Annotated in this window: 20 protein-coding genes, 1 tRNA gene and 1 other RNA gene; 4 read left to right on the forward strand and 18 right to left on the reverse strand. The window is 42.7% G+C overall.

All coding sequences use genetic code 11. The annotated features are described in order from the left end of the window. Positions 1-6 precede the first annotated feature (6 nt). Positions 7-483 (forward strand): DUF1641 domain-containing protein, encoded by a 477-nt coding sequence (locus NYE65_RS10950; protein WP_034310010.1) that lies wholly within the window; start codon positions 7-9, stop codon positions 481-483. A 216-nt stretch (positions 484-699) separates the two neighbouring features. Here NYE65_RS10950 and NYE65_RS10955 read toward each other — a convergent pair whose 3' ends face one another. The 7 genes from NYE65_RS10955 to secG form a co-directional block, all read right to left on the reverse strand. Beyond that, the gene (locus tag NYE65_RS10955; RefSeq protein WP_340860932.1) at positions 700-1,392 is read right to left on the reverse strand and encodes a nuclease-related domain-containing protein; all 693 of its coding nucleotides are present in this window, start codon (positions 1,390-1,392) and stop codon (positions 700-702) included. Continuing rightward, positions 1,389-1,676: a nuclease-related domain-containing protein gene (locus NYE65_RS10960; RefSeq protein ID WP_340860933.1), complete on the reverse strand. Its 288-nt coding sequence runs from the start codon at positions 1,674-1,676 to the stop codon at positions 1,389-1,391. The genes NYE65_RS10955 and NYE65_RS10960 overlap by 4 nt, the downstream gene beginning before the upstream one ends. A 201-nt stretch (positions 1,677-1,877) precedes the next feature. After that, positions 1,878-2,239: a transfer-messenger RNA gene (ssrA, locus tag NYE65_RS10965) on the reverse strand. A gap of 123 nt (positions 2,240-2,362) precedes the next feature. Continuing rightward, on the reverse strand, positions 2,363-2,830 hold the full coding sequence (gene smpB / locus NYE65_RS10970; protein WP_034310006.1) for an SsrA-binding protein SmpB: 468 nt from the start codon (positions 2,828-2,830) through the stop codon (positions 2,363-2,365). A 68-nt stretch (positions 2,831-2,898) separates the two neighbouring features. After that, a complete protein-coding gene (gene rnr, locus NYE65_RS10975; RefSeq protein ID WP_340860934.1) occupies positions 2,899-5,256 on the reverse strand; it encodes a ribonuclease R in 2,358 nt (785 codons plus the stop codon). Positions 5,257-5,286: 30 nt separating this feature from the next. After that, positions 5,287-6,033, reverse strand: coding sequence for an alpha/beta hydrolase (locus NYE65_RS10980; protein WP_034310002.1), 747 nt, complete (start codon positions 6,031-6,033; stop codon positions 5,287-5,289). Between the two features lie 141 nt (positions 6,034-6,174). Further along, a complete protein-coding gene (secG, locus tag NYE65_RS10985; RefSeq protein WP_034309999.1) occupies positions 6,175-6,408 on the reverse strand; it encodes a preprotein translocase subunit SecG in 234 nt (77 codons plus the stop codon). 176 nt (positions 6,409-6,584) lie between these two features. On the opposite strand from secG, the gene NYE65_RS10990 reads away from it, so the two are divergent. Together NYE65_RS10990 and NYE65_RS10995 are read left to right on the forward strand one after the other, a co-directional pair. Continuing rightward, on the forward strand, positions 6,585-7,127 hold the full coding sequence (locus tag NYE65_RS10990) for a hypothetical protein (RefSeq protein WP_340860935.1): 543 nt from the start codon (positions 6,585-6,587) through the stop codon (positions 7,125-7,127). 55 nt (positions 7,128-7,182) lie between these two features. Next, on the forward strand, positions 7,183-8,019 hold the full coding sequence (locus NYE65_RS10995) for a M15 family metallopeptidase (protein ID WP_340860936.1): 837 nt from the start codon (positions 7,183-7,185) through the stop codon (positions 8,017-8,019). A gap of 167 nt (positions 8,020-8,186) precedes the next feature. Here the strand turns inward: NYE65_RS10995 and eno are convergent, their stop codons facing one another. From eno to NYE65_RS11040, 9 genes are all read right to left on the reverse strand, one after another. Then, entirely contained in the window at positions 8,187-9,482 is a 1,296-nt protein-coding gene (eno, locus tag NYE65_RS11000; protein WP_034309992.1) for a phosphopyruvate hydratase, read from the reverse strand. A gap of 30 nt (positions 9,483-9,512) precedes the next feature. After that, on the reverse strand, positions 9,513-11,048 hold the full coding sequence (gene gpmI, locus NYE65_RS11005; RefSeq protein WP_034309990.1) for a 2,3-bisphosphoglycerate-independent phosphoglycerate mutase: 1,536 nt from the start codon (positions 11,046-11,048) through the stop codon (positions 9,513-9,515). Next, the gene (tpiA, locus tag NYE65_RS11010) at positions 11,041-11,802 is read right to left on the reverse strand and encodes a triose-phosphate isomerase (RefSeq protein ID WP_340860937.1); all 762 of its coding nucleotides are present in this window, start codon (positions 11,800-11,802) and stop codon (positions 11,041-11,043) included. Before tpiA ends, gpmI begins: the two co-directional genes overlap by 8 nt. Positions 11,803-11,848: 46 nt before the next feature. Then, a complete protein-coding gene (locus NYE65_RS11015) occupies positions 11,849-13,033 on the reverse strand; it encodes a phosphoglycerate kinase (protein WP_262870080.1) in 1,185 nt (394 codons plus the stop codon). A gap of 247 nt (positions 13,034-13,280) precedes the next feature. Then, positions 13,281-14,288: a type I glyceraldehyde-3-phosphate dehydrogenase gene (gap, locus tag NYE65_RS11020; RefSeq protein WP_034309982.1), complete on the reverse strand. Its 1,008-nt coding sequence runs from the start codon at positions 14,286-14,288 to the stop codon at positions 13,281-13,283. A gap of 32 nt (positions 14,289-14,320) precedes the next feature. After that, positions 14,321-15,355, reverse strand: a complete 1,035-nt coding sequence (locus tag NYE65_RS11025; RefSeq protein ID WP_034309980.1) for a sugar-binding transcriptional regulator — start codon at positions 15,353-15,355, stop codon at positions 14,321-14,323. A 139-nt stretch (positions 15,356-15,494) separates the two neighbouring features. After that, the gene (locus NYE65_RS11030; RefSeq protein WP_377330560.1) at positions 15,495-15,743 is read right to left on the reverse strand and encodes a glutaredoxin family protein; all 249 of its coding nucleotides are present in this window, start codon (positions 15,741-15,743) and stop codon (positions 15,495-15,497) included. A 9-nt stretch (positions 15,744-15,752) separates the two neighbouring features. Continuing rightward, positions 15,753-17,090 (reverse strand): RNA polymerase factor sigma-54, encoded by a 1,338-nt coding sequence (rpoN, locus tag NYE65_RS11035; protein ID WP_340860938.1) that lies wholly within the window; start codon positions 17,088-17,090, stop codon positions 15,753-15,755. Between the two features lie 314 nt (positions 17,091-17,404). Further along, positions 17,405-17,476 (reverse strand) — tRNA-Arg (locus NYE65_RS11040). Positions 17,477-17,764: 288 nt separating this feature from the next. Between NYE65_RS11040 and clpP the strand changes: the two genes are divergently transcribed. Further along, complete coding sequence (clpP, locus tag NYE65_RS11045; RefSeq protein ID WP_034309977.1) at positions 17,765-18,370, forward strand: ATP-dependent Clp endopeptidase proteolytic subunit ClpP; 606 nt, start codon at positions 17,765-17,767, stop codon at positions 18,368-18,370. 101 nt (positions 18,371-18,471) lie between these two features. Here the strand turns inward: clpP and NYE65_RS11050 are convergent, their stop codons facing one another. Both NYE65_RS11050 and whiA read right to left on the reverse strand, forming a co-directional pair. After that, on the reverse strand, positions 18,472-18,729 hold the full coding sequence (locus NYE65_RS11050; RefSeq protein ID WP_034309974.1) for an HPr family phosphocarrier protein: 258 nt from the start codon (positions 18,727-18,729) through the stop codon (positions 18,472-18,474). Between the two features lie 20 nt (positions 18,730-18,749). Next, positions 18,750-19,703 (reverse strand): DNA-binding protein WhiA, encoded by a 954-nt coding sequence (gene whiA, locus NYE65_RS11055; RefSeq protein WP_063574708.1) that lies wholly within the window; start codon positions 19,701-19,703, stop codon positions 18,750-18,752. Positions 19,704-19,719 lie beyond the last annotated feature (16 nt).

A 19,719-nucleotide genomic window follows, 5' to 3' on the forward strand; every position in this document is an offset into this window, starting at 1 on the left:
AAGATCATGGCAGCTCCTATAACGGAAATCCATAATCCCATTACTGAGGAAGAGATAAAGCTACAAAAACTGGAGGAACTGAAAACGCTGATCACCGATAATGAAGATGCCTTGAACAATATGTTTAAAATCGTCAATGAACTGAATGACTCGGGAGTATTCGAAGCCGCGACCTCCATGCTTCAAGGAAAAGAACAAATTGCGAAAATCGCACTTCAACAAATCACAAGGCAACCTGTAACAAACCTGATCAATACCCTTATGGGTGCAACAGGAGCCTTGATGAACGCAGATGCCGCACAATCCACGAAACTGCTGAACAGTGCACTTGCAGGAATCGATGAAGGAAACAAATTCCTTCAGGCAGATAAGAAGATCGGCGTTCTGGAATTAATGAAAACATTGAATGATCCAGACATAAACAGGGCGATCGGCTTTGGCGTCCACTTCCTCAAGGGAATGGGCAAGGAATTAAAAGAATAGAAACGGAACAAAGACTCAAGAGAAGCTTCTTTTGAGTCTTTTTCTATCATAGGGCTCTTAGTTGCTGTAACTGCTGAAAGTGCAGCGGTGGATAAGATTAGCATTGGAGTGGAAGTGTAATGAACCAAGAAGAAAAAATTAAGGGCAAAACAATTACATCTAGGCTCAGTAAAAATTTTCAAAATGTTGATGTGAATATAAAGAAATGAGTTAAAGTCATTCATCAAAATTCAGTCTGTACACCCTTCCCTTATTCGCACCACTGCTTGTCAGATTCAATGATTTCAAGATCCTCGTTGCACTGGATGAAGAGGAAATGTTTAAAAAGTTCCTCAACTGCCGATTCGTTATGGTCGAGCCTAATAGATAAAAATAATCTCGTAAAGCCGGGATATGTGCTTTTTTACTGGAGAGTTGGCATTGATTGCAAAGCCATGTACCATGCCTTCTAAATAATTTATTGCCCTTACAATTCTCACAAATCACTCCTTTAATTAGGTCCTTTTCGGTAAGATTGTATCGTTCCAGAATGGAAAAGTCCGCATCGATGTGGTGTTTATTCATTACGCGAATTGCTTTCTTCAAATCTTTCTCACTAAAACTGGATTCTGTTATGGAATGCTCCATTTGATTAATTTTATCGGGAAGTGCATCACGATGGATAACTTTATAGTGGAGTTCATGGTTTTCAAGGGCTGTACGGATGATGGTTTGGGGATTACTGATGACAATCAATGAAAGGATGGGCAGTGAGGGAAAACCGTTTTTCAAGAACCAATTGGTCAATTGTGATTCCTGGCGGCTGACTTGTATGACGGGATCTGGAAAGGCCGTTTCTTTTCCTTCTTTCGTTCGAATGAGCTGATTGAAATGCGGATCAAAATAGATCGACCCTGCAATGTTCTTCACTTCAATGATAAGCGCATATATTTCTTGGAGATTAATAAGGTATCCAGCTGAAAAAATCGGGATTGATCCTGAAGCCTTAAATCGTGGAAGATGAAATAGCTTTTCGGTTCAAGAAAGCTTAATGGAAAATCAATGGAACATTCCCCTTTATAGCCCGCTTCCCTTTTTTTGAGATCGTTCATGATTAAGGGAAATTTAGGGTGATTCGGAGGAAGCCTGCACGCTAATGCACGTAATTTGCGGACGGGAAGAGGAACTTTTCGCTTTTTTACAATCAATTTCATCGCTCCAATCCTATTTTCTTCAAAAGGATTCTACAGCAAATGATGGAAATTGTACAGTTTATCTGCGAAATCGGGAATATATCTTCGAAATTGGAGATATATCAACGAAAAATCCTGATATATCTGCGAATTATTCGATTTATCGATTTTTCGACAAAAACGACGAAAAAAAACCAAATAAAAAACCACCAATATATGTATTGGTGGAGACGGTGGGAGTCGAACCCACGTCCAGACATAACGGCACTTAAGCTTCTACGAGTGTAGTCGATATATTCGCATTTCGCGAACTCATTAGCCTATCGACAGGCGGCAGAGCAGCTAGTCTGATTGGTCTCTTCCTTCATCCTCAGACGGTGGATTCCGGCGTATCCCACTTAGAGTGAGTCCCTTACCCTACCACGTGGGCCATGGAGGGAGGAACAGCTATCGACTGTTATTAAGCAGCGAAAGCTAGGTTGTTGTTTTGTTTGCCAGTTATAGGCGTTGACGTTTTAACGAGGCCGATCCCCTCGACTCGCAACTTAAGCTCGAACTATCCCTGTCGAATCCGTAACGTCCCCATGATAGAAATGGAGCGTACGAGAGAAGAATAGTCAGCAAGTTGGCTGATATTCAATTGTCATCGGTACAGGATTAATTATAACAGATTGGTTCAAAAAATCAATTGTAAGGTCTTGGCAGTTTTACATCTTCTGTCGATCACGGAAAGCACGTTCAATATCACGCTTCGCTTCCTTCTTCTTCAGGTCATCACGCTTGTCATATTGTTTCTTCCCTTTTCCAAGTCCGATTAAAACTTTGGCAAAGCCATTCTTTAAATACATTTTCAACGGGACGATGGTGTAACCTGTTACCTTTGTTTCCCCGATCAGTTTACTGATTTCTTTCTTATGCAAAAGAAGCTTCCGTGTCCGTAACGGATCATGGTTAAACTGGTTTCCCTGCTCATAAGGGCTGACATGCATATTATGAAGATAAACTTCACCATTTTCTATTTTAGCGAAGGCATCCTTCAAATTCACTCGGGCCGCACGGATTGCTTTGATTTCGGTCCCTTTTAAAACGATTCCTGCTTCAAACGTTTGTTCAATAAAGAAATCATGATACGCTTTTTTATTTTGTGCTAGTTGTTTACCTGAGCCTTTTGGCATCTAACTCTCCCCTTTTTTACATCCAATCGCGGCGAGAGGATGTAATGATCATCCCCCCGCCTGAATCTTTATCTCTTTTTAGGTTTTCTCTTGCGCTTGGCAGCTGGCGCATTTTCAAAGAATTTTTTCTTCTTTTTCGATTTTCTTCCAGAAGAAGTCGAATCTCCATTACGGTCGCCGCCTTTTCCTTCCTTACGTCCCCCATTACCGCCTCGGCCGCGTTTGCGTTCACCTGAATTGGCTTTAAATATTTTCTTCTCGCCGGATGGACGCGGACGGCTTACCTTCATGCCGATAATTTCAAAGTCGATGGCGCGTTCCTCTTTATTGACGTTGGAAACACGTACGTCGATCTCATCGCCAATCCGGAACACATTACCGGTACGTTCCCCGATCATTGCAAGCTGACGCTCATCGAAGCGGTAATAATCATCCGTCATGAAGCTGACATGGACAAGTCCTTCAATCGTGTTCGGCAGCTCGACGAACATTCCGAAATTGGTGACTGAACCAATGATCCCGGTATATTCCTCGCCGATCTTATCCAGCATATATTCCGCTTTTTTCAGATCATCCGTTTCCCGCTCGGCATCGACTGAGCGACGTTCGCGTTTCGATGTATGATCGGCAATCTCAGGTAAATTGGCATTCCATTTCTCCTTCGTAGCTTCATCCATTTTACCTTCCACCAAGTAGGTCCTGATCAACCTGTGCACGATCAAATCCGGGTAACGGCGAATCGGCGATGTGAAATGTGTATAAAACTCAGCAGATAAACCAAAGTGGCCTAAGCTCTCCGGATCATATTTCGCCTGTTGCATGGAACGAAGCATGACGGTGGATATGACCGTTTCTTCCGGCTTACCGGCAACCGCCTCAATGATTTCCTGTAACGCCTTAGGATGGACGTCATTGGCCGATCCCCTTACAATGTATCCGAAGTTCGTAATGAATTCGAAGAAACGCTGCAGTTTTTCCGGCTTTGGATCTTCATGAATACGGTAAATGAACGGTAGGTCAAGACGGTGGAAATGCTCAGCAACGGTTTCATTAGCTGCAAGCATGAACTCTTCAATCAGCTTTTCCGCAACCGACCTTTCACGTAAAACCACATCGGTCGGATGGCCCTCTTCATCAACGATGACTCTTGCTTCATTGAAATCAAAGTCGATCGCACCGCGGTTCATCCGGTTCTTGCGAAGGATGGCCGCTAGCTTCTCCATGTCCTGGAACATCGGCACCAACGCTTCATAGCGTTCAAGCTGTTCTTCATCTTTATCGACAAGGATTTTGTTCACATTGCCATATGTCATACGTTCCGTCGTCTTAATGACACTTTCAAAAATATCATGGTTGACGACTTTGCCATCCGGCGTGATTTCCATTTCACATGAGAGTGTAAAACGATCGACTTGTGGGTTCAAGGAACAAATGCCATTCGATAAACGATGCGGGATCATCGGGATGACCCTGTCCACCAAATACACGCTCGTCCCTCTTTCCAGGGCTTCCCTATCGATTGGAGAACCTTCCTTCACGTAATGACTGACATCAGCAATATGAACGCCCAGCTTGTAATTGCCATTCTCAAGCTTGGAAACAGTGACGGCATCATCCAGATCCTTTGCATCCGCTCCATCAATCGTGACCAAAACATCATTACGCAAGTCCCTGCGGTTGCCAATTTCACTTTCTTGAATGGTATCGGAAACGGCATTGGCCTGCTCCATGACGTCATCCGGGAACTCCATCGGCAAACCATACTTATGGATCACGGAAAGAATATCCACACCAGGATCATTTTTATGGCCAAGAATCTCAATGACTTCACCTTCGGCACTTATGCGTCCCTCAGGATAAGAAGTAAGCTTGACGACAACCTTATGTCCCTCTACCGCTCCATGTGAAGCATGCTGTGGAATGAAGATATCGTTTGCGATCTTTTTATCATCAGGGATGACGAAACCAAAACTTTTACTTTCGGAGTATGTACCGACCACTTGTGTAATTCCGCGTTCAAGTATTCTGATGACCGTGCCTTCTTGCCTTGAGCCCGATGTTTCCGAAGATACCCGTACCATGACGACATCTCCATGCATCGCTGTGCCCGTTTCATTTGGCGGAATGAAAATATCATCCATTCCCGGGTTGTCTTCAGGTGTGACAAAGGCAAACCCCTTTGCGTGCCCCGTTAATTTACCGCGGAACAAATTCATTTTTTGCGGCAGGCCGTAACGATTGCTCCTCGTTCTGACCACCAATCCCTTTTCTTCCATTTTTACTAAAGCCTTAACGAAATTCTTGAAATCTGCCGAGTCTTCGATTTTCAATGCCTCTTCCAGTTCTTGTACCGTTAGCGGCTTATATGCTTCATCCGTCATGTATGTCAGAAGCTTATTAATATGTTCTTGAATGTTATCTTCCATGAAAACCCTCCTATTCAGGGTATATTTTTGTTATTCGGACCAATCCAGGCTTTCTAAAAATTCCAATACATCTTCATGCAGCTCGTCTTTTTCTTTATCAAGGGTTATGACATGACCGGATTCTTCATACCACTTGATTTTTTTGACCGGTGATTCTATGGAATCAATAATAATATCGGCACTTTTTGGATTGATAACATCATCATGCCGGCCCTGCACGACAAATGTCGGAGCGTAAATAAGATCGACGTGCTCCCGTACATCCGTTATCAATTCCTGAAGGGCTTTCAATGTATTCATCGGTTTATCGGCAAGGAGGTCCATTTCAAGCTCTATTTGCTCTTGAGTTTTTCCTTCATACTTCTTAAATTCTCTGGCGTACTCCAATACTCCTTTAAACATCATTTCTTCACTTTTGATATACATAGGCGCACACATTGTTACGATACCCTTTATAGGTACAGTGTAACCTAATTTAAGAGAAAATACGCCTCCTAATGAGAGTCCGGCAACAGCAATTTCTTCATGGCCTTTGCTTTTCAGGAAATCATAGCCCATCATGACATCTTTCCACCAATCTTCCGGACCTGTTTTCACCAGCTCCTCTGGGGGAACGCCATGCCCTTCATAGTGCGGGGCATGGCAGGTGTATCCCTGTTTCTCCAAGTAACGGCCCAGCATCCGTACATCCGCTGAATTCCCCGTGAACCCATGTAAAAGTAAGACAGCCCTTTTTCCGCCTTCAAAAGTAAAGGGCTGCTGCAGCTTGATTTTCATGACCTTAAACTCCTTTATCAGTAAATAGAATTTTAAAAAATCCCTATCCTATAATTAAGTACTAAAATCACTATATCTATTCATGCAACTATTGTGCAAAGAAAAAAGCCTAGCTATTTAGCTAGACTCATTTTTGATCCATTACACATCAAAGTATGCAACAAGTAAAGTTAAAGCAAAGAATAGAATCGCCAATACTATTGTCGCACGATGTAAAACCAGGTCCAAACCGCGTGCCTTTTGCTTTCCGAATAACTGCTCAGCACCGCCGGCAATCGCACCTGATAAACCTGCACTCTTACCTGATTGAAGTAATACCGTCACAATGAGGGCGATACTGACAATCACTAAAAGCGTTATGAGAAATGCATGCATGCAATTACACCTCCTGAAGAACCAATAAACAATTACTTTAACTTTACCACACCCAATAAATATCCACAATCTTTGTTATACTATGATGGTAAGAATTCCTAAAAACCCATAGTCATTTATTTCTTTTTGAATCAAAGTTTGAGATAATTTGCATAAATAGAGAAAGAGGTGTCAACATGTTTAAGTCCATACTACGGATTCTTGATCTCCTGACCATCCTATTCTCGGCGGTTGCCGGCTATTCTTTATGGGCAGGCGGAAGCAATTTCATCAGCGTCCTATTAATCGTTCTATCACCGCTTCTATTGCTGCTGGCAAAGTATCACGGAAATCGATACTTATTATTTGCTGCATATATCACGACAACCGTTTATTTTACTGCTATTATTTATAATGGACTTTCCAATAGCGGTATCGACTTTTTCCAATCAAGCTTCCATGTCCTCCTGATCGGGGCAGCAGCCGCCTTGCTGAGCGTCATAGCGGCGGTCATTGGGTTCGGGACCAATACCCTTACGATTCTTTGGTTATCGCTTCACGCCCTTGTCACATTCGAGACAATCAGGATGTCATCCGGTTTCCTTTCGAGCTTTTGGTCTGATCCCGTCGTGGAAACCGCAATCCGTAACGATTATCCATTTTTACTGATGGTCGTCTGGATTGGCTTATTTCTTGATAAATATCAAAGTGAATTAACAAGGGATTACTTATCACGATAATTTTTCAAAACTACTTTTATTGGAAATCTTATATTAAAAGCAAGGGGCCTTTCATATGTTAAAACCTATATTTGCAGCAACCGCTCTATCATCTTTCATTCTGATGGCTGGCTGTTCATCCGACCTGACCAGCGAGCATGAAAAAGAGCAAAAAGAAGAACTACCGAGCTCCCAGGAGACTGAGAAGGAGACTGAGACCGACAAGAATAATTATAATGATTCAAAAGAATCGGCCCAGCGCCAGGTGGAGATTGATGAAGCGGCTGCACCCGCACAGGCTGGCCTTCAGACGTTGGCCCATCCGGAAAGCATACCTGTACTTGTCAATAAACAATACAGCCTGCCTGAAGATTACAAACCTGCTGACCTTATCTACCCAAATGTGGATTTCATCTTTGAAGATAAAATCGAAAAAAGAATGATGCGCGAAGAAGCGGGAAAGGCTCTTGAATTAATGTTCCAAGCTGCCGAAAAAGACAATATGCACTTTGCCGGCGTTTCCGCTTACCGCTCACACCAAACACAAATCACGGTCTTCAATAACTATGTGGCTAAGGACGGGGAAGAAAAGGCGAAAACCTACAGTGCAATGCCCGGGACAAGCGAGCATGAAACAGGCCTGGCGATCGATGTCACGACCCACGATGGGGCATGCGCTGCCCAAGACTGCTTCGGTGATACGAATGAAGCGGCCTGGCTTGCTGAACATGCACATGAATACGGATTTATCATCCGTTACCCTGAAGGCAAGGAAAACATCACGGGTTATAAATACGAACCATGGCATATCCGCTATGTTGGTGTCGATGCCGCAACTGAAATCTTTGAAGCGAAGATTACATTAGAAGAATACTATAATGCCGTACCAGTGGAAGCTGTATCGGATAAATGAAAAAAGGTGCCTTGATGCGGCACCTTTTTTTATTAATCAAACGTTTGATTAAATCCCTTCAAGCTGGAAGCAGTCACTGATTTATGGACATAAAAAACCTCCTATTCAATGTGGATGGCCACATTGAATAGGAGGGAAAATTTCTGTAATCCATCTTCTAGCAAAGATTACTTCTTCAAGTTATAGAAAGATTTCAAGCCGCCATATACAGCCAAGTCACCAAGCTGGTCTTCGATGCGAAGAAGTTGGTTGTATTTAGCGATACGGTCCGTACGGGACATGGAACCGGTTTTGATTTGTCCTGCGTTTGTTGCAACGGCGATGTCAGCGATCGTTGCATCTTCCGTTTCACCTGAACGGTGGGAAACGACTGCAGTGTAGCCTGCGCGTTTAGCCATTTCGATTGCATCAAACGTTTCGGTCAGTGTACCAATTTGGTTCACTTTGATCAGGATGGAGTTACCGATGCCTTTTTCGATGCCTTCAGCCAATTTTTTCGTGTTCGTTACGAAAAGATCGTCACCAACAAGCTGAACTTTAGAACCGATGCGTTCAGTTAGAAGCTTGTGGCCATCCCAGTCATTTTCATCCAGGCCGTCTTCGATGGAGATAATAGGGAATTCATTCACTAGCTCTTCATAGAAAGCAACCATTTCTTCGGATGTAACACCATTGCGGCCTTCGCCTGCAAGATCATATTTGCCTGTTTCTTTGTTATAGAATTCAGATGAAGCCACGTCCATGCCAAGGTAGATATCTTCGCCTGCTTTGTAGCCAGCTTTTTCAATTGCCTCGATGATGACTTGAAGCGCTTCACGGTTTGAACCAAGGTTTGGCGCAAAGCCGCCTTCATCGCCGACTGCTGTATTCAAGCCTTTGGCTGAAAGGACAGATTTCAAGGCATGGAATACTTCTGCACCCATACGAACTGCTTCTTTGAAGCTAGGAGCTCCTACAGGAAGGATCATGAATTCCTGGAAGTCAACATTGTTATCGGCATGTGATCCGCCGTTAATGATGTTCATCATTGGAGTCGGAAGTTGTTTCGCATTGAACCCACCAAGGTAACGATACAATGGTAATCCAGAAAATTCCGCAGCGGCATGGGCAGCAGCCATTGATACGCCAAGGATTGCATTTGCTCCCAAGTTACCTTTGTTTTCAGTGCCATCCAATTCAATCATAGTAAGGTCAAGGCCTGCTTGGTTCGTTACATCCAAACCGATGACAGCTTCAGCAATGATATCATTTACATTATCGACTGCTTTTTGTACCCCTTTACCCAGGTAGCGAGATTTATCCCCGTCACGAAGCTCAACCGCTTCGTGTTCTCCTGTTGAAGCACCTGATGGTACGATTGCACGTCCGAAGTATCCGGACTCTGTTTGGATTTCTACTTCTATTGTTGGGTTACCACGTGAATCTAGCACTTCGCGTGCATATACATGTTCGATGTACGGCATTATAAATCTCTCCTTTTCCTATTCACAATTTTATTTAGATAATAGGGATTCCCCTGTCATTTCAACAGGTTTTTCGACTCCAAGCAAATCAAGCATCGTTGGAGCTAAATCGCCTAAGATACCACCTGTTCTTAATGTTACCTGATTTTTAGTGATAATGACAGGAACGGGATTCGTAGTATGGGCTGTCATCGGGTTGCCTTCAAGCGTTACCACTTCATCAGCATTCCCATGGTCAGCGGTGATGATCGCTGTACCGCCTTTTGAGACGATTAAATCGACAATCCTGCCTAGGCATTCATCCACTGTTTCAATCGCTTTAATGGTAGGCTCAAGCATCCCTGAATGACCGACCATATCCGGGTTGGCAAAATTCAAGAGAATGGCATCAAAACGGTCAGCCTCAATTTGTTCCACCAATGCATCCGTCACTTCATAAGCACTCATTTCCGGTTGTAAATCATATGTAGCGACTTTCGGAGAATTAATTAAAATCCTCTCTTCACCAGGAAACTTCTCTTCACGTCCGCCGCTCATGAAAAACGTCACATGCGGATATTTTTCAGTTTCGGCGATACGAAGCTGGGTAAGCTGGTTTTGGGAAAGTACTTCCCCTAATGTATTATCAAGATTTGTCGGATTAAATGCAACATATCCGTCAACTGTTTCTGAAAAATGTGTCAAGCAGACAAAATGGAGATGCTTCGGATGTCCAGGACCGCGGTCAAATGAGCGGAAATCCTCATTCGTGAACGTATTGGAAATCTGGATCGCCCGGTCTGGACGGAAGTTATAAAAGATTACGGCATCATCATCTTTAATCGTTGCCACCGGTTTACCGTCTTCCGCCGTTATGACTGAAGGTATCACGAACTCGTCGAAAATTCCATGTTCGTACGAATCCTCGACACATTCCATCGCAGAAGAGTAAGCAGGTCCATCACCATACACCATCGAACGGTAGGATTTCTCCACACGTTCCCAGCGCTTATCACGGTCCATCGAATAATATCTTCCGGAAATGGTCGCAAACTGACCAACACCGATTTCCTTCATTTTCGCTTCCGCTTCCTTAATATAACCCTGTGCCGTTTTCGGTCCGACATCACGGCCATCTAAAAATGCATGTACATATACATTTTTAACTCCTTCTTTAGCGGCCAATTTCAAAAGGGCATACATATGATCGATATGACTATGCACGCCGCCATCTGAAAGAAGACCAAAAAGATGAAGGTCCGTGCCTTTTTTCTTGGTATGGCTCATGGCATCGACCAAAGTTGGGTTTTGTGCAAACTCACCTTCACGTATTGCCAGGTTCACACGGGTCAGGCTTTGATAAACGATCCGTCCTGCCCCGATATTCAAATGGCCCACTTCCGAGTTCCCCATTTGACCGGCAGGCAAGCCGACCGCTTCCCCGCTTGCAGTTAAATGGGAGTGCGGATACTGTTCCCAATATCGGTCAAAGTTCGGTTTTTTCGCATGAAAAACAGCATTACCCTTTTCTTCGTTACGGCAGCCAAAACCGTCTAATATGATAAGTGCCACAGGCGACTTACTCATAGTGACCAGCCTCCAGCAATTGTAAAAATGAATCGGATTTCAAGCTAGCACCGCCAACCAATGCACCGTCTATATCAGGTTGTGCCATGTACTCTTTAATATTCTCAGGTTTTACACTGCCACCGTACTGAATGCGGATGGCTGCAGCTGCTTCATTTGAAAATTTGTCGGCAATAACTGAGCGGATATGCGCACAAACTTCATTAGCATCTTGAGCAGATGACGATTTTCCGGTTCCAATCGCCCAAATCGGCTCATAAGCAATAACGGCTTGTTTCAATTGATCGTCAGATAATCCTGCTAGGCCTTTCTCAATCTGGCTGCCTACGAAATCATTCGTTTCGCCAGCTTCCCTTTGCTCAAGTGTTTCACCGCAGCAAACGATCGGGGTCAATTGGTGGGCAAAAGCGGCATGAACTTTTTTATTAACGGCTTCATCCGTTTCGTTGAACATTTCCCTGCGCTCAGAATGACCAAGTATGACGTAGGATACCCCAAGATCAGCCAAGGCGATTGGGCTGATTTCTCCTGTGAAAGCACCGCTTTCTTCAAAGTGCATGTTCTGTGCCCCGATTTTCACATCGGTTCCTTTTGCTGCTTGAACGAGCTGATCCAAAAATAAAGCTGGAGCACATACAACCGTATCGATTACATCTTGCTTCGGAATCAAATTGCTCACTTCTTCTAAAAAGGCAGTCGCTACAGATAGTGTTTTATTCATTTTCCAGTTTCCTGCAATAATCGGTTTACGCATTTGGTTTCTCATCCCTTCTAATGTTGAAATATGTAACGGTTCAATCTTATTTATCGTTCAAGGCTACAACGCCAGGCAACTCTTTGCCTTCCATGAACTCAAGAGATGCACCGCCGCCAGTTGAAATATGGGACATCTTTTCTGCCAGTCCAAACTTTTCTGCAGCTGCGGCCGAATCCCCTCCGCCAACAATGCTGTACGTATCATTTGCTTCCGCCAAGGCTTGAGCAACGGTTCTCGTTCCATTCGCAAATTTATCGAACTCGAATACACCCATTGGTCCATTCCAAATGACAAGCTTGGAACCTTTGATTACATCCGCAAATAATTCACTTGTTTTTGGTCCGATATCAAGAGCCATTTTATCATTTGGAATAGCATCGATATCGACATTATCCGTCTCTGCATCAGGTGAAAATTCAGCAGTTACGACTGCATCGATAGGCAAATGAAGTTTTACGCCTTTTTCTTTTGCACTTTCGATGAAAGATTTGGCCAATTCTATTTTGTCTTCTTCCAATAAAGAATTACCGATTTCATGACCTTGCGCTTTAATGAATGTGTAACCCAATCCACCACCAATGATCAAGTGATCGACTTTTTCCAAAAGGTTTTCGATAACGCCTATCTTATCCTTTACTTTTGCTCCGCCAATTATAGCCGTAAAAGGACGTTCTGGGTTGGATAGGGCTTTTCCAAGTACAGAAAGCTCTTTTTCCATCAGCAATCCAGCAACGGCCGGGAGATGGTGAGCTATTCCTTCAGTTGAAGCATGTGCACGGTGCGCAGCTCCGAATGCATCGTTAACATAAACATCAGCCAGTGCCGCAAATGACTTCGCCAATTCTTGATCGTTCTTCTCTTCTCCTGGATAGAAACGAACGTTTTCCAACAACAGGATCTCGCCATTTTGCATGTTTTCAATGATTGATTGAACGGTCTCGCCGTATGCTTCTTCTGCCTTTTGCACATCTTTGCCGCTAAGTTCGCTTAGTCTTTCCGCAACAGGTGCTAAACGCAATTCTTCTACGACTTGTCCTTTAGGACGGCCAAGATGGCTAGCTAAGATGACTTTTGCGCCTTGTTCTGTCAAATAGGAAATCGTCGGCAGTGCAGCCTTGATTCTCGTATCATCCGAGATCTTTCCGTCCTGCATCGGCACGTTGAAATCAACACGGCAAAATACGCGTTTCCCCTTTAATTCAATATCTTTAATTGACTTTTTATTCATAATCCAAGAACCTCCTTAGATATTGTTATCATATTTTTGATTCTTTTAGCCAAAAAGGGAGAGGGTAAATTTCCCAACTCCCCTTTTCTCTTTTTCATTATAGTCGGTTTCCAGGAAATTATCCAAAAACAAGAAATGTAAACGCTTGACTGATTAATGACTTACTAATAATATCATCTTCTGCCAAGTTTTTTTAGAGCTGTGATAAAAAAAACCTCACCTTGGTGAGGTTTTTTTATTATTCTAATTACAATCCTTTTTTAGCCAAATAGTCAATCAAATCAACAACACGGCTTGAATATCCTGTTTCATTATCATACCAAGATAATACTTTAACCATGTTTCCTTCCATTACCATTGTGGAAAGGGCATCGATTGTAGATGATGATGGGTTACCGTTATAGTCAGTTGATACTAGCGGAAGTTCGCTGTACTCAAGGATTCCTTTTAATTCACCTTCAGAAGCCTTTTTGAATGCTGCATTAACTTCTTCAACTGTTGTGTCTTTTTCAAGTTCAGCAACAAGGTCGACAACAGACACGTTTGGAGTAGGTACACGCATAGCCATACCATTCAATTTCCCTTTAAGTTCAGGAAGGACAAGTGCAACAGCTTTTGCTGCCCCAGTTGTTGTAGGAATGATATTCTCGGCAGCTGCACGTGCACGACGGTAATCTTTATGAGGCAAATCAAGGATTTGCTGATCATTTGTATAAGAGTGAACAGTAGTCATCATACCGCGTTTGATTCCGAATTGTTCATGAAGCACTTTAGCAAATGGAGCTAAGCAGTTCGTTGTACAAGAAGCATTAGAGATTACATGGTGGTTTGCTGCATCATATTTGTCTTCGTTTACACCCATGACGATCGTGATATCTTCATCAGATGCAGGAGCAGAGATGATTACTTTTTTCGCGCCAGCTTCTAAATGCTTAGCTGCATCCGCACGTTTTGTGAAACGTCCAGTAGATTCCACAACTACTTCTACTCCCAGTTCACCCCATGCTAATTGTGCAGGATCACGTTCAGCCAATACCTTTACTTTGTGACCATCAACAACAAGGTAATCCCCATCAACTGCTACTTTTTCATTAAGAGATCCATGAATTGTATCGTATTGAAGAAGGTGCGCTAACATATTAGCATCCGTTAAGTCGTTAATAGCAACAATCTCTACCCCAGGATTACTTAATGCTGCACGAAATACATTACGTCCAATACGTCCAAAACCATTAATACCAACTTTTACTGCCATGAAAAATTCCTCCTTTTAAGTTCGCAAATATATTAAGGGGTGTAATTCCCCTGAATTAACTCTTGTGCCGCAGCTTCATCCGTGATCAAAACGGTCGATGAAGGTGCACCTTTCATGTAGGAACGGATAGCCTTTGCTTTAGTTTTGCCACCTGCCACAGTTATCACTCGCTTTTCAGGGCTAAGATCATCTAACTGGATGCCGACTGTCAAAACTTTATGAACAACTTTGCCGTTTTCATCGTAATAATAACCGAATGCCTCTCCTACAGCATTTCCATCTAACAGCTTCTTTAACATTTCTGGCGAAGAATTTCTTCTCTCTGCCATCGCCATGGCATCACCGATTCCATGAATGATCATATCGGCAGACTTGATTTGGGAAATCACTTCTTTAATTGCAGGTTCCTTCTGGAATGATGCATAAACCTCACCGCTTAATTGATCGGGTACATATAACACTCTGTAGGAGGCTTGAGCCTTCTGTGCCATTTTTTCGACAATCGTATTGGCCTGATTCTGCACCGCTTCACCAATTCCCCCGCGGGCTGGGACAAATGTCAATTTCCTGGATGCTTCATCAGGTGACAACGAATTAGCCACTTCTGCCATTGTCGATCCGCCAGTAACAGCAATGATATTCTTTGAGTTCCATTCTCGTTTCATACGGTTTGCACAAGCTTTACCCAATTCTTTTTTCACCCATGGGGTTTCATCACAATTTCCTGAGACAATTATGACTTCATCCACCTGTAACAAATCCTGCAATTGCTTTTCCATTATGTCTATACCCATTACTTCACGCATTATTCCTTCTAACTTATCCAGGATTTCAATCCCTTCATCAGTCAGCGTCATGCCAGAGCTGAAGATGTTAACCAGGTTCTGACTTTTCAGAAAATCAACCTCGCCTCTAAGCGTTCGCTCTGTCAAGTTAAGGCTCACGGACAGACTGCGCCTTCCAACCGGCTGCATCATTTTGATATAACGCAGGATATCATATCTTTTTTGCATAACCAAAAGGAAATCGGGCAATAATTTTCTTTGTACCTCGAGTAATGTACGCATATTTAAAACTCCTAAAAAGTTAAGTTGGACATTTAACGTCCCGCGTAGTCATTTTCTGTCCCACTTAAAACAAAAAAATATTCCTGCTACATATTTTATTCTAGCAGGAACGGAATGTTTCTTCAAATGATTTGAAAAATTATTTTTCCAAAAGCCTATTTAGAGCTGATTTATCAACGTTTCCGAACTGAACGATTTCATCTTTCCATTCAACGACAGGAATCATCAGCCCGAATCTCTCAAGCAAATCATCATCTGTATGGATATCGATTTCCTTATAGCCTATGCCTGACTCCACTTTCACTTCTTCAAGTACCTGCTTGGCTTTATCACATAACGGGCATTTATCCCTACTATATAAAACAAACGCGTTCGTTTCCAAAACCACTCATCCTTTTCAGTCATATCTTTTTCGTTTAGATGAAGAAGGGATCCCTAATTGTTCCCGGTACTTGGCAACGGTACGGCGTGCCAGGATAATTCCATGCTCTTCCTTCAGCCGTTCTGCCAAGTCTTGATCCGAAAGCGGCTTTTGTTTATTTTCCCCATTGATGGCTGCCTGGAGGCTCTTTTTCGCTTGCATGCCCGACATATCCTCATCAAGGCCGACCGACTGTAAAGAAGTAGTGAAAAATATCCGCATCTCTATCGTGCCAAATGGTGTCTGTACATACTTCCCCTTAACCGCCCGGCTCACTGTGGACTCATGTATGCCAAGTTCGTCTGCGATTTCTTTCATCGTCATCGGCTTCAAATAGTTCAGGCCATGATGAAAGCATGCCGGCTGTTTTTCGACGATGCACTGAATAACCTTCAATATAGTTTCTTTTCTCTGTTGGATACCCCTGGAGATCCATTGGTATTCCTGCCACTTATCCTGGATAAACCGCTGAACTCCCTGATCCTTATGGCTCTTCATTCGGTTTAAATACCCTTTATCCACATTAAGATTGGGTGTGTTACCATCATAATTCCCGACAAGCAGCATGCCATCCCGAACTTCCACGACCACATCCGGCACTATATAAGAAGGTTTTTCCTGAAAAAAGAGTGATGCCGGACGCGGGTTCAACGTCTGGACATAATCAAAGACCTCTTGAATCTCCTTCAGTGTAACACCGATTTTCTTACTTAGGTCTTTCCAGCGCTTTTCAGCAAAATCGAGGAAATGGTTTTCTATGATCGATTCTGCCAGCAGATTCTCCCCTTCTACTTTCACTTGAAGCAAAAGGCACTCTTGAAGATTCCTCGCTCCGATGCCATGCGGTTCGAGTTCCTGTAAAATCGAGAGACACTCTTCCAAAACGGCCGGAGATATGCCTGGGATGCATATATCATCCAGCTGAGTCCTTAAGTAACCGTTTTCATCAAGGTTATGAATTAATAGAAGCATTGCCTTTTGCTGCTCACCGGAAAACTGCTGGTGATTCACTTGGGACATGATATGCTGTTCCAGCGATATGGTATCTTCACTGATCTGTTCAATCCAATAGTTGGCATCATACGTATTTTTAAGAGTCCGTTTACCTTTTTTGCGGTCAAAAGTTGGCTGAAATAAAGAAGATGTTGGCTGATCTATTGACAGTAATGGGTTCTCCACCATTTTATTTTCTAAAAAAGCCGATAGCTCCTGCGAGGAGTATTGCAGCAATGTAATAGCTTGCATGAGCTCCTGGGTCATTGCCATCTTTAATGTTTGCTGTTGAAAAAGTCCTGCTTTCATATTCATACTCATCGATTCATCCCTCCCCCACTCCATTTTACATTATCAGGAGAAAATTCTACACAAAAACCCATGAAAACGCTTACGATTTTTTTCTGAATAGTTTATTTGTTTTAAATACTATATGTTAGAAACGCAAATTTAACAACTACTTTTATTGAAAAATCACCATTTTTCAATAGTATGGGCGAATATTTTCAAGACAGGACCGACATTACAGGATTAGATGGAATATTACGGAAAACGAGCAATTTCGGCAAAAATTTTAACTCTCCTAAAAATGACCAATAAAAAATCCCCCACTTTATTAAGCAGAAGATTGGTAATGCCCTCGGCAGGAATCGAACCTGCATTTCAAGCTTCGGAGGCTTGCGTTCTATCCGTTGCACTACGAGGGCGTAATAGAAAATATTTTTCAACAGACTTCATTATATGATAGAATTCCCTCCTTTGCAAGGGTTATCAGGTTTAAAACTTTATCATTTGGGTATTATGGGTAATGTGGAAATTCATCCCTGTGCGGCATAATATATAAAACATTCTATCAGGAAGGAGCCTTAGCCAGAAAATTGTCGAACAAATTATCCATAATAGGGTTTGTTTTGTTTGACCTAAATTGACCAAAAAGTGTATCATACATACATAAAGAATTTAAATGATTCTCTTAATCGAAGGAGGAAATGAACATGAATTTAATTCCTACAGTTATCGAACAAACAAGTCGTGGGGAGCGTGCCTACGATATTTACTCCCGTTTATTAAAAGACCGGATCATTATGCTAGGAAGTGCAATTGACGATAATGTTTCCAACTCCATTGTTGCTCAATTACTATTTTTAGAAGCGGAAAATCCTGAAAAAGATATCACTCTATACATCAACAGCCCTGGCGGAAGCATCACTTCCGGTATGGCCATTTACGATACTATGCAATATATCAAACCTAATGTTTCGACAGTATGCATCGGTATGGCCGCTTCCATGGGTGCTTTCCTATTGGCCGCTGGCGAAAAAGGCAAACGTTATGCATTGCCTAACAGTGAAGTCATGATTCACCAACCACTTGGAGGAGCTCAAGGTCAAGCTACGGAAATTGAAATTGCTGCCCGCCGTATCCTTCACTTGAAAGATAAACTGAACCAAATCTTGGCAGAACGTACGGGACAACCTATCGAAGTCCTTCAAAGAGATACGGAACGTGATAACTTCATGACTTCCGAAAGAGCTCTTGAATATGGCTTGATTGACAAAGTCATCACGCGCAGCGTTCTTGATGATAAAAACTCTAAGTAATCCTGCAACAAAAGAAAGGCTCCGGACATCGCCATAAGCGACTTCCGGAGCCTTCTTTTCCATGATAAAAGAAAAGGATGCACATTTAGGCATCCCCTTTTTTAACCCTCTTGCTGAACGAACTCTTCCAATGCTTCTAATGCTTCTTTTTCATCGCGTCCTTCGATGATTAACTTCACGGACACACCAGAACTGATGGCAAGGCTCATTAATCCCATTATACTTTTTGCATTCACTTTCTTTCCTTCTTTTTCAAGAAAAACATCTGAATGAAAGCGGTTAGCTTCTTGTACAAAAAGAGCCGCCGGCCGAGCTTGCAAACCCGTTTTCAATTTTACCTCAACTTGTTTCTCCACCATCTTGATCTCCCCTGTTAGCTTTATTTTTTCGCAGCAATAGCCTCTCCCCCACGGAGCCTGTCAGCTATTTCATCAATCTTTCGCAATCGGTGATTAATCCCGGACTTACTGATGGTTCCCCCGGATACCATTTCCCCAAGTTCCTTTAAGGTTATATCCTGAAACGCTATCCTAAGCTCCGCAATTTCCCGAAGCTTATCCGGTAAAATGCTAAGTCCTACCGTATCCTCGATATAATGGATATTTTCAACCTGGCGCAATGATGCCCCGATCGTTTTGTTCAAATTGGCTGTTTCACAATTCACAAGCCGATTCACTGAATTACGCATATCACGGACAATCCGTACATCCTCGAACCTTAATAAAGCTGAATGGGCGCCAACTATACTTAAAAACTCGGCAATCTTTTCGGCTTCTTTCAAATAAATGATGTACCCCTTCTTGCGTTCAAGTGTCTTGGCCTTCAAGCCAAACTTATTCATTAGCTCACAAAGGGCATCATTGTGCTCTTTATAAAGTGAGAAAATCTCAAGGTGATAGGAAGACGTTTCCGGATTGTTTACCGAACCCCCTGCAAGAAATGCACCTCTTAGATAAGAACGCTTACAGCATTTCTTCCCAACAATAGTATCGGATATTTCATGGAGAATTTCAAAGCCATCGCCTAAAATTTCCAAATCGGTTAAAACCCGCTGCCCTCCGGATGACATCCTGACAATATATACATTGTTCTTTTTAAGCTTCATCTTTTTACGGACCAACAGCTCGACCTGGACCTCATAACTTTTTTTAAGCAGCGTATAAATCCTTCTGGCAATCGCAGCATTCTCAGTTTGAATATCCACAACAAGCTTCCGATTAGAAAATGAAAGGGATCCGTTCATCCGGATAAGCGCACACAATTCCGCTTTACCGCAGCAATCCTTTCCCTCTAATGTTGTAAGCTCTTTTTTTGTTTCTGAAGCAAAAGACATCCATTTCACCCCCAAT

The sequence above is a fragment of the Peribacillus sp. FSL R5-0717 genome (genome assembly GCF_038002945.1).
GTDB lineage: Bacteria > Bacillota > Bacilli > Bacillales > DSM-1321 > Peribacillus > Peribacillus frigoritolerans.